The organism is Mesoterricola sp. MK458, from assembly GCF_055384935.1.
Genome location: NZ_AP045075.1, coordinates 4,619,830 through 4,635,169, shown reverse-complemented (window position 1 = coordinate 4,635,169; position 15,340 = coordinate 4,619,830). Strand labels below are relative to the sequence as shown.

Sequence of the window (15,340 nt, the reverse complement as noted above, 5' to 3'; positions counted from 1 at the left end):
TGAACCCACGGAAGGGGCCGGATCCACGGACCTTCGCGTGGCGCTCCACATCCACCGGACGGAACCATGGACACTCGAACCACGTTCGCAGCCAGACTGGCGCTGCTCGGGTTCGCGCCCCTTCTTAATCTGGACGCGAATGACAGCGGCTGTTTTTCAACGAATAAATCAATTCCATTCGCAAAAGGCCCCGCGATCACCCATGGCGGCCTGGGCGTCGAACTGGCGTCAGGCGCCTTGGACTTGGCCATTCCCCTCGGGCCGGGCCTCGGCCGGCCCGGCCTCAGCTTCGTGCCGGTCCTACGGGGGCGTTGTCATCCGCATGTGGACGGACAGGGCCCCGTCACAGCGGCCGGCTTCGACCTCAGCCCCGGCTTCCTGGACGTGGAATGGGGCTCGAAACAGCCTCTTTCGGCCAGGTGGTCGTACCCGGACGGCACCCGCTCCCATCTGGCCGGCACCCTGCCCCACGGCGTTGACGCCGCGCGGTGTCTGGCCCGATTCCTTCCCGGAAGCGGCGCTCGCCCCTGCGGATTCGAACCCGGGGCTCCCTACGTGGGGCCCGGCGCGCAGGGCGATCTCCTCGTGGGACTGGCCCCGGGCGGTATGGATCCGAGCGGGTTCCCCGGGGCCCCTCCGCCCGCGTTCCTGGCCATCCACGGCGATCTGGCCTACGTGTATCGCCTTGCGGTCCCCGTGGTCGGGGACGGAATCCGGCGGGCCCATTACAGCCTTTCAGCCATCCATGACGGCTTCGGCGATGCCATCGCGTTCACCCACGGTCCGGGTTCCCGATTCCAGGCCAGCCGAGGGTCCGCAGTCATCCAGGTCACCCTCGACGACACCCGGTCGGTCACGTCGGCACCGTCCCTGGGGGACGGAGCAGGCTCTGGCGAGGGTCCGGCCTTCGAGGCGACCCTCCACATCGACTACCGTTCGGCAGCGGGACCCGGGCCTTCCTTCACCCTTGGAACGCTCGTACGGCAAAAGGGCGCCTTCGGCGAACCGCCTCCCGAGGCATTCCTGCGCAATCTGCAACCCCTTCGGCTCACCCACCCGGCCACCGACGAATCCGTGACCTTCACCTATGGCAGGTGCCCGGTGGGTCCGGCGGCTTTCGCCCCCACGGTGCTCCAATCCGTGGGTTTCCCAGGCAGAGAGGTGGATCTGGAATGGGAGGGCCGTCCTGCGCTCCGCTGCACTCACCTGCCCGGCCAGAGCCTTTGGGCCTTCGGGATTTCCGCCCTTACGGAACGGGACCTCACGGGCCACGCGCCGGACCGCGCGACCCGCCACCGGCGGGTCCTGCCGGAACGGGATCCGCTGGCCATGGGTTGGCGCTCTGTCCTTTGGTCCGATACCGTCACCCGGCCCGACGGGACTCTGGAGGTGTTCCACTTCGCCGCCCCGGACGCAGGAACGGAAGCCCTGGCTGCCCACCTCCGGCACCATGGCGATCCGTACCCAATGGTGACCCTGGAGCAGCGCTTCGAATCCGAGGAGGCCCTGCGAAACGGCCGTCCCTGGCTCACGTCAACCCACGACCGATTCGAGTTCCGGTCGGCCGTGAACCCCACGGGCGACCCCGCCCTGGGCACGCGGCCCTATGCCTCCCGGGTCCGGACCTGGGAGGCCGGCACCGGCGTGGTGTCGGTCCAGGCCCTCGAGGACTGGGACCCGGCCAGCCTGGGTTGGCGACGGAAGGTCTTTCAGGTGGGCACGGCCGAGGAGACGAAGCAGCCTGACTTCGACCGGTCCGTGACCTGGACACTGGACGCCGAACCGGCGTGCTGGATCTGGGCCCGGCCGGTCAAGGAAACCCGTCCCGGCTGGGCGGACAAGCGTACCCAATTCGAACCGGGAACCCGCCGGCCCGCATCCGTAGCCTGGGAGGCCGACAATGCCCTCGCGGTGCACGAGACCTTCCGGTGGCATGGCCCCCGCCTCCTTGCGAGAACTCTGGAATCCCCCTCTGGCCTACGCCTGTCAGGCCGTGTGGGCACCACGTTCCGGTATGACGAGATGGGCTTCATGGCGGAGGCCCGCCCCCTGGGCGCGGCCTGGGCCCGGGGACAGGAACGGGACGACTTCGGACGGATAATTGGCCTCACGGACGCCAACGGAAAGCGAACGACCATCGTCCGGGATGCCGGCGGACGCACGATCCGCATGGAGCCACCGGACGGGGGCCGCCCCACCGTGATCCGCTACGAGGACGACCACCTGGGTTTTACCGTGGCCCGGGGTGCCTGCCGGACGACCTACCGCTACGACGGATTCGGCCAGTTGACCCAGGTGAGCCGCGGGGGCGCTCGTCCCTTCCATCGGAAGTTGGATTACGACACCATGGGCCGCCTGACCTTCGCCTCGGCCTGGATGGAAGGCGAAGGGACCCGGCTCCCGGGCAAGATGGGGCCCGGCCAGACCTGGGCCTATGACAGGCAGGGAAGGCTCATCCTCCATGCCGGAAACGGAATTCCTGCGACCCGCCTGCGGCACGCAGGCCTCGTCACCTCTACGGACCGGGGCTCCTCCCGCCGGGACGCGCTCGGCCGTGTGGTGGAAGTGGCGGACGCCCTGGGTGGCAGGACGCGTTTCGCATACGACGATGCGGATCGAATGACGGGCGCGCGGCAGGGGGACCACCAGGCCCGCACCTGGACCTTCAACCGGTTCGGCTGGTTGACCCGCACCATCCAGCCGGAAACCGGCCTAACCACCTACCGCGATTTCACGGTCACCGGCGCACCCGGAACCGTGGACCGGGCCGGCCGCATTCTCCGGACCAGCTTCGACACCCTGATGCGCCCGCTCGCGATTCGTTCGGAGGATGGCACCGTGGATGAGGCGTTCGACTACGATGATCCTTCTGGCGCGCACGGCGCGGCCATGGCGGAATGCTGGCGGCACCGGGACGGCGCCGTGGAGGTGCGGCGCACCTTCGGGGCCCCGGGGGGGCGCCTTTCCCGGATGGAAACCCGGGTGCGCCTGGGTTCCCGCGAGGTGGTCATCCCTCAGTTCTTCACCCGCGACCTGGCCGGCGCCGAAGTGGCGGCCGGCGTGGGATCGAACACGGTGGTGGTGGACCACGACCCGGAGGGCATGCCCAGGGCCGTCTCCCGGAACGGGGTCCCCATCGCAGAGGTGTCGGTGAATGCCGCCACGGGGTTGTGCTCCACCCTGACCCTCGCAAACGGTGTCACGACGCATTTTGACCGGAACCCCGCGGGGTTCCTTCGTGCGCTCTGCACCCGACTCCCGGGTGGCGCCGGGGGACTGTCCTGGGCCTACGACTATGACCAGCGGGGCCGCCTTGTCTCCGACGGAGAGGACCGGTATGGTTTCGATGCCATGGACCGCCTCACCGGCGTGACCGCCCGGCGCCTGGATGGCGCGGGCCTCGTCGCGGTGACTTACCGATATGATCTCGAAGGCAACCTTGTACACTCCTTCGCATCCGGCGACGTTCCAGGGGAACTCAGCCCGCGTTACACCTTCAACAACTTCTCCCTGAACGCGAAGGAGCAGGTCGCCCTTCGGGCCTCCAACCGTCTCCCCGCCACCGCCGGCGGCGTTCCCACCGGAGCGGAGTACGACGCCCAGGGGCATTTGACGCAGGTCTGGGCCCAGACAGGGAACCCCCGGACCCAGCTGAACCTGGCCGTGGACGCCCTGGGGCGGGTGACCGGCTGCTTTGATGCGCGGACCGGGCGCACTGAAACCTACGCCTATGATGCCCGGGGCCTTTGCACCCTTTCGGAAATCTGGGAGGGATCAACCCGCATCGCCCGCACGGTCAACGTGCATGACGATGATGGCCGACTGGTGAGCCAGTGGGAGGGGGAGGATCCCGTTTGGCGCCGGGACCTCATTCACCTGGGTACCCATCCGCTTGCGGAAGTGGATGGCCGGGGCACCCGATTCCTCCACCTGGACCGCCTGGGCAGGGTCCGCATGGTCACCGGGCCCGCCGGGGTTGTGGTGGCTCGCATGAAGCACCTGCCCCACGGCGAGACCCTGGATGTGGAAGGCCGAGCCCCCCAGGGATTCACCGGCGGCGAAATCGCAGCGCCCGCGGGTCTCATCCGGCTCCAGGCCAGGCTGCTCCTGCCCGCCTACCGGCGCTTCCTGTCCCCCGACCCCCTCTGCCCATCCGGTCCCGCGACCTCCCAATTCTGGAATCGCTATGCCTTCGTCCAGGGAATGCCCACCGCCTTCGCGGACCCCACCGGCTGCGCCATGGTCCCGGTGGATCCCCCGCCGCCCCTGCGCCCGTCGCCACCGGACATGAGTGGCCTGTTCAACCCCACCTTCGCCCCGCCTCCCGCCCCCGGCGGCCCTCCGCCCATTTCCCCCTGGAATCCCAGCTTCATCCACGAGGGCAGCCAACTGGGAAACGCCATGAGCGGCTTCCAGAACTTCATGCAAGGTGACCGCCTCACCACCGAACCCACCGTGACCTACTCCCAGCCCTCCGGAACCTTCACCTACCATTCCGACACCCTTGGGTTCCCGAGGGACGCCTCCATCGGGACGGGGTGGTCTGGGAGGGGGTTGGGGAAGAATGAACCAAGCTTACAGTCATGGAAGGACCACGGACCTATCCCACAAGGGGATTGGACGATTCAACCCTCTGTCACCCATCCACGTCTGGGCGAGTTGGCGATACCCCTCCGCCCAAGGGAGGGTACCGACCTTTTCGGGCGCGACAACCAGTTCTACATCCACGGCCCGTCTCGAAATCCATCAAATTTCGGGCAGGAATCCCATGGATGTCCGATCCTTAACCAAAAAGGACGCCAATTCATAAGCGACAGTGGCGCTACCCGCCTCACCGTAGCGCCTCCACCCGAGCCGCCACCGCCCCCTCTCAGATACGCCCCCCCCAGATACTGCCCCCCTCCCAGATGGTGCCCCCCAAGGAGATAAGTTATGACAAGGGGATCCAGTTCCTTCCTCCTGGCCATGATCCTCGCGATGCCTGGTGTGCTTCAGGGTTCCCCACCCCTTGAGGGCAAGGCCAAAGGCAACACCTTTGTCCTCGAGGGCACGCTGGGGGGAAGCACTCGAATGAAGATCCAATTCGACATGATTCCGACCCAGCATCCGACCGAATCCGAAATTGAAGCCATGAACGCAAATCCATTTTCCTGGATGAAGGGGCGGGAGAACTGGACCAAGCCCCTGAGGAAAGTACAGATCCAGATCGACGGGGTCTTCGTGCTCATTCCCCAGAGCGCGTTCGCGGATATTTTTGATCCGGTCAAGGCGAAGGCATGGAAGGAGAAGAACGCTTACGTTCTTTCCGTTGAGGGTGGCGATGCAGCGGCTTCCTACGAGGTGAAGTTCAGAATGCTCCCCTCCAGGCACCGGAAGGGGAAATACCAGATCGTCGAGCGTCTCTGGAGGCACGGTGAATTCCCCACCGAGGTCTGGGAGCGCACCACCTATCACAACACCCGCTGGGACTCAGATCTCTGAGGTTTTCCAAGGCTAGCTGGATGATTTTGGGCGCAATAAAGTAACCGTTAGGTAGCCTATCGCAAGGCTTGCCATCCCTGTCCAGATGTTGATCCCACCCAGGGCCAGGTAGAGGAGAATGATTGAGAAGATAGCAATATAAACAGGGAATTTCCTTGAATGCATACACCCATTCTCCCCATGCCCTGTAGCCCCACGCCAGGATTGTACTTGATGTGGGGGCCTTAATCGAATTGATTGCTGGTTACTTGGCCCAACTGCGGGGCAGATCTACATGTATAGGGGTTGGCGGTTCGCAGGAATGCGCATACAGGAATCGATATTGGACGAATAGGTTGGTCCAACCCCAGGGCCATGGGTGGCGCAATAGCCCATTCCCGCCGCCAGTCCTCCACCGATGGCTCCGGGGGGAACACCAGCCGGACCGCCCTGTTGAAAGCCCCTGGCCGCACCGTCGATCATTCCGCAGGTCATTCGATTTCCCAGGTCATGGCATGAGAAATTGGACGGGGTTGCCGGGTTGGTCAATGGCCTGTCAGAGCCTCTCAACGCGAGCATCATTCCTCCGATGATGAGCGACAAGTCCTTTTCTGTATAAGAATTTAACTGCCGAGCTTATTCATGACAGCCTCCATCGCGGGACGGAACAATTGCGATGTTCCTCCTCAACGGGGAGAGTGCTGATTCAGGCGTGGAAGGTGCCATATAATGAAATTATTTTGCAAATTATATTAGTCGTTAAGGTCGCCCCGGCGATGGTGGCCGTGCGATGGTCTCCTACGAGGGAAAAGCAGGTTCCTCGCTGAATCGAGTGGGTAGCGACCGGTTATAACCGGGCGGTTTGCCAGGCTGGGGTCAGATCGAACTTCAGCTTGCCGGCGATGAGGTAGGCCATCGTCACCAGGTTGCGGATGGTCCGGTAGCCCCGGGCTTTGGACTTGGCGGCCTGGAGCAGCGAATTGATGCCTTCCAGCAGGCCATTGGCTAGGCCGCTCTTGAACCAGCGCAGAACCCCAGCCATGTGGTCCTTGAGCGTGTCGGCGGCTTTGACCATGGGTTGGATGCCGGACTCCCTGACCATCGTGATCCACTCCTTCAGGAACATCCCGGCCGCTTGTGGATTCGCCTGCTCATAGAAGTCCTGGAGGGTGAGTTTCATTCGGTAGGCCTCAGCCGTCAGCAGGTTCGCGCCCCGCAGCTCCTGGAGCCTCCCAGCCTGGGTCGCCCTGAGGTTCGAGGGGTTCTTCAGCCAGATGTAGCGGGTCTTCTTGAGCTCAGGCCGATCCTTGGCCTCGCGGCGCCGCACGTCGTCCACGGCCCTGTTGATCATCTGCATGACATGGAAGCGGTCGAAGGTCAGGTACGCCTTCGGGAAGTGCGCCCTCAGCCCCTTGATGAACGAGGGAGACATGTCCAGGCAGACCTCCTCGATCCTCCCCGGGTCACCCATGTGGGCCACCAGGTCGGCCTTGAAGGCCTGCACGGTCTCATGGCTTCGCCCGGCCACACCGAACAGAACCTTCTTCTCCTCCATGTCCATGACCAGGGTGATGTAGTTGTGCCCGCGCTTGGCGGCGGTCTCGTCAATGCCGATCCGGGTGACGGCGGACATGTCCACCTTTGCCCGGGCCTCATCCACGTGGTGATGTACCAACCGCCAGAGCTTGGTATCGTGCTCGCCGACCAGCTTGGCGACTGTGGCTACCGGCATGGCCTGGACCAAGGTCATGATCAAGGCTTCGAACAGGAGGGTGAAGCCTGATCCGGGTCGAGCCCAGGGGACCTGGACTTGTTTGACCCCGTCCACATCGCACTTGCAGCGAGGCACCCGGGCCGTCAGGTAAGCGGCGTGCTGAAAGAAGTCCAGGTGCCGCCAGGTCTTCTCCTCGGTGTCGTGGACCTTGGCGGGCTGGCCGCAGACCGGGCATGGAAAGTCAGCCCCACGGGTGAAATCGATCGTGATGTCCAACCGCTTGGCCTCCTCGTCGAACTGGAGGTTCTTGACCTCCCAAGGGGCCTGGAGGCCGAGTGCCATGGTGAACAGGGTGTTGGTGTCCATGGCCCCATTGTCCATGGAACAGGCGCGCCGACCCACCCTCTGTGGCCGGTGCTCGGGAATGGAAAGCCCGGCGGATTCCGCTCCGCGGAACGGCCTATGGCCGCCCTTCGGGTCCGCGTCCTTCCCACACCCTCGGGCTCCGCCTGGAAAACGCTGACGCGTTTCCCACACCGCCCACAGCGACGGTCAGCAGCAGCATGGTTTTGAGCCACTTCTTTCCTGGAATCCGAGTCCTGGTTTCACCGTTCCAGGAAACCTTGCGGAACTGGGCCACAGCACGGAACAGGTCGGCGGTTTATGCGCTGGTTACCCACACGAAACAGCGACGGGCCAACAAACAGGTCCACTGCTGGCGGCCAATATTCGGTTAGCTCCATCACATCTGCTGAAAACACCTGCTGGGACTCGGCCATCCGAGGATCTGCGGCTGTCGGCCCCAATTCATTCGAGCCAATGGAACCTGGGGGCCGGAAACCATGCGGGGGTGGAGATCCGGCTACCCTAGGAATCCAACTGCTCCAGGATTTTTCGGACGGTCTCCTGGAGAGGTTCGATATGGTTGGCGGCCACGTCCCACACGATTGCGTCATCCAGTGAGAAATAGGCATGGGCATGCACGTCCCGGAATCCGGCGATGCGCTTCCACGGGATTTCGGGATAGGCTGCAACCAATTCCGCCGGAAGTCGTTTTACCGCCTCGCCCGCCACCTCCAGGTTGTGGAGGACCGCGTCCCGGACCCGCCAATCATTCGAAAATCCATCGAGGTCCATTCCTTCCGCAAGGATCAGGACCTTGGAACAGGCCGCCAGGATGTCCTGGAGATACAACCCTTGATCACGCGACACGGTGCATTTCCGCCAGGACGGCATCCCGGATCCTGGGCCTCAAGCCCGTCGAGGTGACGAGATCGACATCCCGCATCAACAAGGCTTCCAGATCCTCCTTCAGCCCCATGAAGCGGTTAAAGGTGGGGGCACCGGCGAACGTCACGATGAAGTCCACATCACTATCCGGCCTGGCATCGCCGCGGGCGAAACTGCCGAAGAGATCCAGATGGAGCACACCATAGCGCTCCATGAGTTCAGGGATCGCGGGCTGGAGGATTTCTATGATTTCCTGCCGGTCCATGGGTAGGTTCCTTCCGCTGCAGGATAATGCTGCTGGGCGATATCCGGTTGGCGCCATCACATCTGCTGAATTGACAGAACCTTCTTCGACGCCATGTGCGCCCAAACCACCTGGCAGAACCACAGGGTGGACCGGAAACGCTCCATGTAGTTCACCCTGGCCATGAGCCTGAGGGCCTTGAGGGCCGGTTCGTCCGTGGGTGGGGCGGTTCGGTCCAGGTCCAGGAGGGCCGCGGCTTCGCGCTTCAGGTGGGCGGTGAGGGGCGCCCAGGCCTCGGCCAGATGCGCGGCCTGGGCGTCGGCGTAGGTGGTAGCGAGCTTGCCGAACTCGGTGTTGGCCCCGTATTCCATGCGGTCCACGGCCAGCACCTCCACCCACCGGACGTTGGGGGGGAGGCGCAGCACCGTGTGCTCCCGGCCGGCGGGGTCCTCGCAAAGGACCTCCAGGGTGCTGCCGGCGGGGGGGATCCGGCCGGTGACCTCGGCCTTGCTGGAGGACAGGAGCCGCATGCTGTCGGCCATGCGCTGGGCCTCGGCGGGCCGGGCCATGCCCTGGCGGAGCAGCGTGGTCTGCCACGCGTTCCAGTGCTGGAGGAGCGGGTCCTCCAGGGCCAGGAAGGCCCCGTCGAACAGGAATCCCGACAGGGTCTGGGCCTCCCCGGCCAGGGCCGCGGGGAGGATGAACGGGGCGCCGCCCCGGCCCAGGGCGGCAAGGTCCCGGGAGCACGCCGCCAGGTAGGCCCCGGCCTCCCGGTAGGCGGTGTCCAGGTCCTTGCGGACCCGGGCGTAGTCCTTGCGGGCCTCCGCGACGCTGGCCGGCAGGGGCGGGATCCCCGTGGTGGCGGCCTCCAGCACCACCACCTTCCCGGGAGGCTCCCCGTGGAGGGCCCCGGCGAGAAGGAGGACCGCCCCGGCCCGCCTATGCCACATCGGTGCGGACGGCGAGCACGTTCCCGCTGGGGTCGGCGAAGTGGAAGCCCCGGCCGCCGGGGGATCCGAAGGTGGCGTTCTCGGGACTGGCCATGGTCGAGCCTCCGGCTCCATCATTCCACCAAGGCGCCCTCCAGGGGCACCCGGATGGTCATGCGGGTGAGGCTGCCGGGCTCGCAGTGGATCTCCGGCCCCGCCCCGGGACCGAAGAGGCTCGCCAGGCGCTTCTGGACGATGCGCAGGCCCAGGCCCTCCCGGGAACGCCGGCCCTCGTCGAAGGCCCCCGCGTCGTCCTCCACGTCGATCCTCAGGGCGCCCCCCTCGGCGAAGGCCAGGATCCGCACCGTCCCCTGCCCCGGCAGGCGGGAGACGCCGTGGCGGATGGCGTTCTCCACGAGGGGCTGGAGGGTGAAGGTGGGCACCTTCGCGGCCCGGAAGGCCGGCGCCACGTCGATCTCCACCCGGAGCCCCTCGAAGCGGGCCTTTTCGATCTCCAGGTAGGCCCGGATGTGTTCCAGCTCCTCCTCCAGGGTGCTGAGCTCCCCGTGGCGCTGGAGGTTCTTGCGGAAGTAGCCCGAGAGGTGGCCCACCAGCTCCCGCCCCCGGGCGGCGTCGGTGCGCAGGATGGCCATGATGGTGTTCAGGGAGTTGAAGAGGAAGTGCGGGTTCACCTGGGCCCGCAGGAGCCTGAGTTCGCTGAGCACCAGGAGGTTCTTCTGTTCCTGGTACTTGGCGATGAGCAGTTGGCTGGAGAGCAGCGTGCCGATGCCCTCGCCCAGGCGGCGGTTCATGTGCAGGAAGCGCCGGTTCTTGGGCTCCAGCAGCTGGACGGTGCCCAGGACCGTCCCGTCCACCTCCAGGGGCACCACCAGGACGGAATGGAGCGGGCACCGCGCCTCGACCCCGCAGGTGAAGACCTGGTGCAGGCCGTCGGCGAAGACCACCGCCCGCTCCTGGATGGCCTGCCGGGTGCGCGCCGAGGAGATGGGGCTGCCGGGGCGGTGGTGGTCCGACCCCAGCCCCACGAAGCCTAGCACCTTCTCGTTGTCGGTCACCGCCACGGCCCCGACGCCGGTCTCCTCCTTGACGATGGCGGCCATCTCGCCCGCGGTTTCCGGACCGAAACCCCGGCCCAGCAGGCCCAGGGCGCGCTCGGCGACCCGCAGGGCGGCGGCCGACGACGCCGCGGCCACCCGGTCCAGGTCCCGCTGCCGGTGCAGGAGCACCGCCATGAGCAGGGCGGCGCCCACCGGGTTCAGGAAAACCATGGGCGGGGCGATGACTTTCACGATCTCCACGGCCTCCGGGAAGGGCCGGGTGAGGAGCAGCACGACGCCCATGTGGAGCACCTCGCCGGCGAAGGTGGCCAGGAAGGCCACCTTCATGGTGATGAGCACCTCCGGCCGGTCCCGCAGCCTGCGGCTCAGGAACCCGGCCAGCACGCCTTCCAGCGTCGTGGCCACCGCGCCCGAAAGGGCGGCGATGCCCCCCAGGCTCATGCGGTGGACCCCCGCGGTGGCCCCCACCAGGCCGCCCAGCACCGGCCCCCCCAGCAGCCCCGCCAGCACCGCGCCCACGGCCCGGGCGTTGATGATGGCCCCGCCCTTGAGCACCGGGGTGCCCAGGTAGTTGCCCAGGATGGTGATGCACGTGAAGACCAGGAACAGCCGCACCCTCCCCCGCGGCCGGGCCCAGTCCGAGGACAGGGGCTGGAACGCGGGGGATTCGCAGTAGAGGTAGAACAGCACCAGGAAGGCCGAGATGGTCTGGAAGAGCGTCACCAGAGATCGCACGGGCCCCCTGCTCAGGTCACTTCAGACGTTTCGCGAGCCTCACGGCGGTGTGCTCGACCTTGATTCCGGATCCCAGCTTATCCAGTCCGCCCCGGATCTGCAGCACGCACCCCGGGCAGTCCATGGCCACGGAGGTGGCCCCGGTGGCCTTGATGTTCTCGAGCTTGCGCTCGAGGATGGGGGCGCTCAGCTCGGGCAGCTTGAGGGAGTAGGACCCCGCCATGCCGCAGCAGGTGTCGCACTCCTTCATCTCCGTGACCGTGAAGCCGGCCTTCTTCAGGAGGTCCCGGGGGGCCTGCTGGGCGTTGAGGGTCCGCTTCAGGTGGCAGGAATCGTGGTAGGTAAGCGTCTCGGCCTGCTGGCCTTCCTTGAACTCCAGCCGGCCTTCGTCCACCAGCTTCTTCACCAGGGTGGCGAAGTCGAGGGTCTTGGCGGAGAGCCTGCGGGCGTCCTCCATAGCGTCTTCCATGCCCAGGCTCTCGAAGGTGGCGATGAAGTCCTCCTTCAGGGCCACGGTGCAGGTGGGGCAGGCGGAGACGACGTAGGTGACGTCCTCGTCCAGAAGGGCCTTGATGTTGTCCCGGGCGTTGCCCGCGGCGGTCTCGTAGGCGCCGTTGTAGCGCGCCGGCGCGCCGCAGCAGGTCTGGCCCTCGGGGAACACCACCTGGATCCCGGCCTTGTTGAGCACCCGCACCACGGACTCGCCCATTTCCGGGTAGGAGAAGTCGATGAGGCAGCCCGCGTAGATCGCCGCCTTTTCCTTGCACTCCGGCTGCACGATGTCCTTGAAGGTGTCGCGGAAGGGCCGCGGCGCGATGGCCGGCAGGCTCCGGAACTCCGTCAGGTCGGACAGGAAGAGCGGCAGGTGGCGGATGAACCCGCCCTTGGCGAACGGCTTCTGGGCCACCGAGGCCGCGCGCAGCAGGGAGTGGAAGAGCCGGCGGTTGTTCACCACCGAGAAGATGGCCTTCTGCACCAGGGGCATGCCCTTCTCCAGGGCCAGCCGCCTGCGCAGTTCGAGGATGAGGTCGGGGATGTCGATGCGCCCGGGGCACACGTCCTTGCAGGCCCCGCACTGGATGCACAGCCCCTGGATGTCGTCGGACTGCTTGAGCTCGTCGAACCAGGCGGTGAGGATCGTCCCGATGCCGCCCGTGTACACCTTGCCGAAGACGTGCCCCCCCACGAGCCGGAACACGGGGCACACGTTCAGGCAGGACGCGCAGCGGATGCACTGGAGCGCCTGGCGGAACTTGGGATCCGCGGCCATCTCCGAGCGCTTGTTGTCCATGAGGATGATGTGCAGCTGCTTGGGGCTTCCGTCGGTGTTGGGGACCTGGCCCGTGATGATCGAGACGTAGCTCGTGAGCAGCTGGCTCGTGGCGTTGCGCGGCAGGGCCTGGAGGATGGGATGGACGTCCTGGAAGGTGGCCACCAGCTTCTCGATGCCCACCACCGCCACGTGGATCCTCGGCAGGGTGGTCACGAGCCGGGCGTTGCCCTCGTTGGTCACCAGCACGAGGCTGCCGGTCTCGGCCACCGCGATGTTGGCGCCGGAGATGCCCATGTCCGCGTTCAGGAACCGGCTCCGCAGCTTGCCCCGGGCGAACTTCACGAGTTTGGGGATGTCGGGCTGCTGGCCCTCCTCCACCTTGGTGGAGAAGACCTCGGCCACCTCCTCCTTGGTCATGTGGATGGCGGGCATGACCATGTGGGAGGGCGTCTGGTGGCAGAGCTGGATGATCCACTCGCCCAGGTCGGTCTCGAACACCTCGATGCCCGCGGCCTCCAGGTGCTTGTTGAGGTGGATCTCCTCGGTGGCCATGGACTTGGATTTGACGATGGAGCGGACGCCGTTCTCCTTGGCCAGGGCCAGGATGTAGGCCTTCACCTCGGCGGGATCGGAGGCCCGGTAGACCTTGGCGCCGGCGGCTTCGGCCTTGGCCTTGAAGGCCTCGGCCAGTTCCTCCAGATGGGAGGCCCCGTAGGCCTTCACGTCGCGCACCGCGTCCCGCACGGCCTCGAAGTCCATGCCCGCGTACGCCTTTTCCCGGCTGATCTTGTAGGCCTCGGAAAAGCGCCCCAGGGCGCCCCGAAGGTTGGGGTTGGCCAGGGCATCCTGAATGGATTCCTTGAACGTGGTGGTCATGCCGCGCTCCCTTCGAGGAAGACGATCACGAGCCGCTCCGGCCCGTGGACGCCGATGGTGAGTACGCGCTCGATGTCCGCCGTGCGGCTGGGGCCCGTGATCATGGACAGGAACCCGGCCTTGGCGGGCTTGATGCGCCCCAGGACGGAGGCCATGTCGGGCAGGATCCGGTCGGCCCCGATGAGGGCCACGTGGATCTGCGGAAGGGTCGATACCAGGCGCCCCTCCACCTCGGTGGCGTCCACGACCAGCGTGCCCGTGTCGGCCAGGGCCCAGTCCATCTGGCTGATGCCCACTGTGGCCTGGGCCGCACCCTCCCGGGTCACGTCGTAGGAGAGGCCCGGGAAGGCCGGGCGGCCCTCGGCTTCCAGGAAGGGGCACGGGGCCCAAAGGGCGGTGCCACCCGCCTCCCGGATGAGCCCCTGGACGAAGTCCCGGGCCTCGGCGGCCGTACCGCAGCGGTGCACCTCGGCGCTCGCGGCCTCGGCGCGTTCCTTGAAGGAAGCGAACAGTCTGTCCATGGTTCACCCTGCCCTGTGGCTGGAGGTTGAATGAAATGCGGTAGGACGATCATAGGCAGAACGGGTTCCCCCCGGACGGGGCCCGGCGGACAATCTTGCCCACCGGTTTCAATTCGGACCCAGGCGGTCCAAAACCCGCCCCGACCGGCGGACAGAATTGGCGGAAATGCTATAGTCAACTGATGTTGTCATGATTGACGGAGGTCGCGGGATGCTTCGGGCGGTGCTGGTGGACGACGAGCTCCACGCCCGGGAGGAGCTGGAGGCCCTCCTGGCCGAGACCGGCGAGGTCACCGTGGTGGCCACCTGCCCCGGCGCCGTGCAGGGCCTGCGCGCCCTCCGGGAGACGCGCCCCGACGTGCTCTTCCTGGACATCTCCATGCCCGGCGTGGACGGCATGCAGATGCTGAGCATGATCGAGCCCGAGTGGATGCCCTGCGTGATCTTCGTGACCGCGTACGACGAATACGCCCTGAAAGCCTTCGACCGCAACGCCGTCGACTACCTCCTCAAGCCCGTGGAACCCGCCCGCCTCGCCCAGGCCCTGGAGCGGGTGAAGCGCTTCCTGGGCGAAGGCCGCCGCCCCACCGCCTCCGGCCCCCCCATCGACCGCATCCCCTGCACCGCCGGCCCCAACATCAAGCTCGTGGACACCGCCGAGGTGGAATGCGTGCGCTCCTCCGAAGCCGGCGTCCACGTGGTCACCCCCCGAGGCGAGTTCCTCACCGAACTCACCCTCACCGTCCTGGAGGCCAAGGGAGCCAACCTGGTGCGCTGCCACAAGCAGTACCTGGTGAACCTCGCCTGCATCGACGAGATCGACCGCCGCGACCCCGCCGCCGCGTTCATCCGCACCCGCTCGGGGAGAACGGTGCCGGTGAGCCGGCGGTTTCTGGCGCCGTTGAAGGAGCGGTTGGGGATCTAGGCGACCGGCCGCCACACGAAGCGTCAGAATCTCCGGGCGCAAAGAATGCGGCCATCGGGCGTCCAAATGATAAATCCCGATCCGAACGCGTTTGGTACGCCAAAGCCAGCCCCCCGCAGTAGAATCCATGGCAAATCAATGCCTACGCAACGCCAATCACGAATCGGCAAACCTTGGACGGCTTTGGAAGGTTGGCCCAAATGTCGTTAGGCATCACCCACCACGAAGCAATTCAGCGCCAGGAAGCACCACACTCCCTCACCAATGGCCAAGCTAATTTCCTTCCCCCTTTTATCTGTGGTCTTCCTAGCCAGTATGGTGCTAGCGGCCCAGGCCCCAACAAGCCAATCTCCC

Annotated in this window: 10 protein-coding genes; 3 read left to right on the top strand and 7 right to left on the bottom strand. The window is 66.1% G+C overall.

The window, feature by feature from the left end:
* Positions 1-243: 243 nt before the first annotated feature.
* Both ACZ5LB_RS20195 and ACZ5LB_RS20190 read left to right on the top strand, forming a co-directional pair.
* Positions 244-4,929, top strand: coding sequence for an RHS repeat domain-containing protein (locus ACZ5LB_RS20195; RefSeq protein ID WP_464604008.1), 4,686 nt, complete (start codon positions 244-246; stop codon positions 4,927-4,929).
* Positions 4,930-4,932: 3 nt separating this feature from the next.
* The gene (locus tag ACZ5LB_RS20190; RefSeq protein ID WP_464604007.1) at positions 4,933-5,481 is read left to right on the top strand and encodes a hypothetical protein; all 549 of its coding nucleotides are present in this window, start codon (positions 4,933-4,935) and stop codon (positions 5,479-5,481) included.
* 826 nt (positions 5,482-6,307) lie between these two features.
* On the opposite strand, the gene ACZ5LB_RS20185 is transcribed toward ACZ5LB_RS20190, so the two are convergent.
* From ACZ5LB_RS20185 to ACZ5LB_RS20155, 7 genes are all read right to left on the bottom strand, one after another.
* Positions 6,308-7,540, bottom strand: coding sequence for an ISL3 family transposase (locus tag ACZ5LB_RS20185; RefSeq protein ID WP_464604006.1), 1,233 nt, complete (start codon positions 7,538-7,540; stop codon positions 6,308-6,310).
* Between the two features lie 501 nt (positions 7,541-8,041).
* On the bottom strand, positions 8,042-8,410 hold the full coding sequence (locus ACZ5LB_RS20180) for a HepT-like ribonuclease domain-containing protein (protein ID WP_464604005.1): 369 nt from the start codon (positions 8,408-8,410) through the stop codon (positions 8,042-8,044).
* Complete coding sequence (locus tag ACZ5LB_RS20175) at positions 8,376-8,669, bottom strand: nucleotidyltransferase family protein (protein WP_464604004.1); 294 nt, start codon at positions 8,667-8,669, stop codon at positions 8,376-8,378. The genes ACZ5LB_RS20180 and ACZ5LB_RS20175 overlap by 35 nt, the downstream gene beginning before the upstream one ends.
* Before the next feature lie 56 nt (positions 8,670-8,725).
* Positions 8,726-9,598 carry a hypothetical protein gene (locus ACZ5LB_RS20170; protein WP_464604003.1) on the bottom strand — a complete coding sequence of 291 codons (873 nt, stop codon included), beginning with the start codon at positions 9,596-9,598 and terminating at the stop codon, positions 8,726-8,728.
* Between the two features lie 113 nt (positions 9,599-9,711).
* A complete protein-coding gene (locus tag ACZ5LB_RS20165; protein ID WP_464604002.1) occupies positions 9,712-11,391 on the bottom strand; it encodes a LytS/YhcK type 5TM receptor domain-containing protein in 1,680 nt (559 codons plus the stop codon).
* Positions 11,392-11,407: 16 nt separating this feature from the next.
* The gene (ldhH, locus tag ACZ5LB_RS20160) at positions 11,408-13,540 is read right to left on the bottom strand and encodes an L-lactate dehydrogenase (quinone) large subunit LdhH (RefSeq protein WP_464604001.1); all 2,133 of its coding nucleotides are present in this window, start codon (positions 13,538-13,540) and stop codon (positions 11,408-11,410) included.
* Positions 13,537-14,061: a LutC/YkgG family protein gene (locus tag ACZ5LB_RS20155; protein ID WP_464604000.1), complete on the bottom strand. Its 525-nt coding sequence runs from the start codon at positions 14,059-14,061 to the stop codon at positions 13,537-13,539. Before ACZ5LB_RS20155 ends, ldhH begins: the two co-directional genes overlap by 4 nt.
* 211 nt (positions 14,062-14,272) lie before the next feature.
* Here ACZ5LB_RS20155 and btsR point away from each other — a divergent pair, with 211 nt between their 5' ends.
* The gene (btsR, locus tag ACZ5LB_RS20150; RefSeq protein ID WP_464603999.1) at positions 14,273-14,986 is read left to right on the top strand and encodes a two-component system response regulator BtsR; all 714 of its coding nucleotides are present in this window, start codon (positions 14,273-14,275) and stop codon (positions 14,984-14,986) included.
* Positions 14,987-15,340: the final 354 nt, after the last annotated feature.

Bases quoted from the DNA above. Each gene is read 5' to 3' on its own strand.
- ACZ5LB_RS20175 (WP_464604004.1), bottom strand. From the start codon at position 8,669: ATGGACCGGCAGGAAATCATAGAAATCCTCCAGCCCGCGATCCCTGAA.
- btsR (WP_464603999.1), top strand. From the start codon at position 14,273: ATGCTTCGGGCGGTGCTGGTGGACGACGAGCTCCACGCCCGGGAGGAG.
- ACZ5LB_RS20170 (WP_464604003.1), bottom strand. From the start codon at position 9,598: ATGTGGCATAGGCGGGCCGGGGCGGTCCTCCTTCTCGCCGGGGCCCTC.
- ACZ5LB_RS20190 (WP_464604007.1), top strand. From the start codon at position 4,933: ATGACAAGGGGATCCAGTTCCTTCCTCCTGGCCATGATCCTCGCGATG.
- ACZ5LB_RS20185 (WP_464604006.1), bottom strand. From the start codon at position 7,540: ATGGACACCAACACCCTGTTCACCATGGCACTCGGCCTCCAGGCCCCT.
- ACZ5LB_RS20180 (WP_464604005.1), bottom strand. From the start codon at position 8,410: ATGCCGTCCTGGCGGAAATGCACCGTGTCGCGTGATCAAGGGTTGTAT.
- ldhH (WP_464604001.1), bottom strand. From the start codon at position 13,540: ATGACCACCACGTTCAAGGAATCCATTCAGGATGCCCTGGCCAACCCC.
- ACZ5LB_RS20155 (WP_464604000.1), bottom strand. From the start codon at position 14,061: ATGGACAGACTGTTCGCTTCCTTCAAGGAACGCGCCGAGGCCGCGAGC.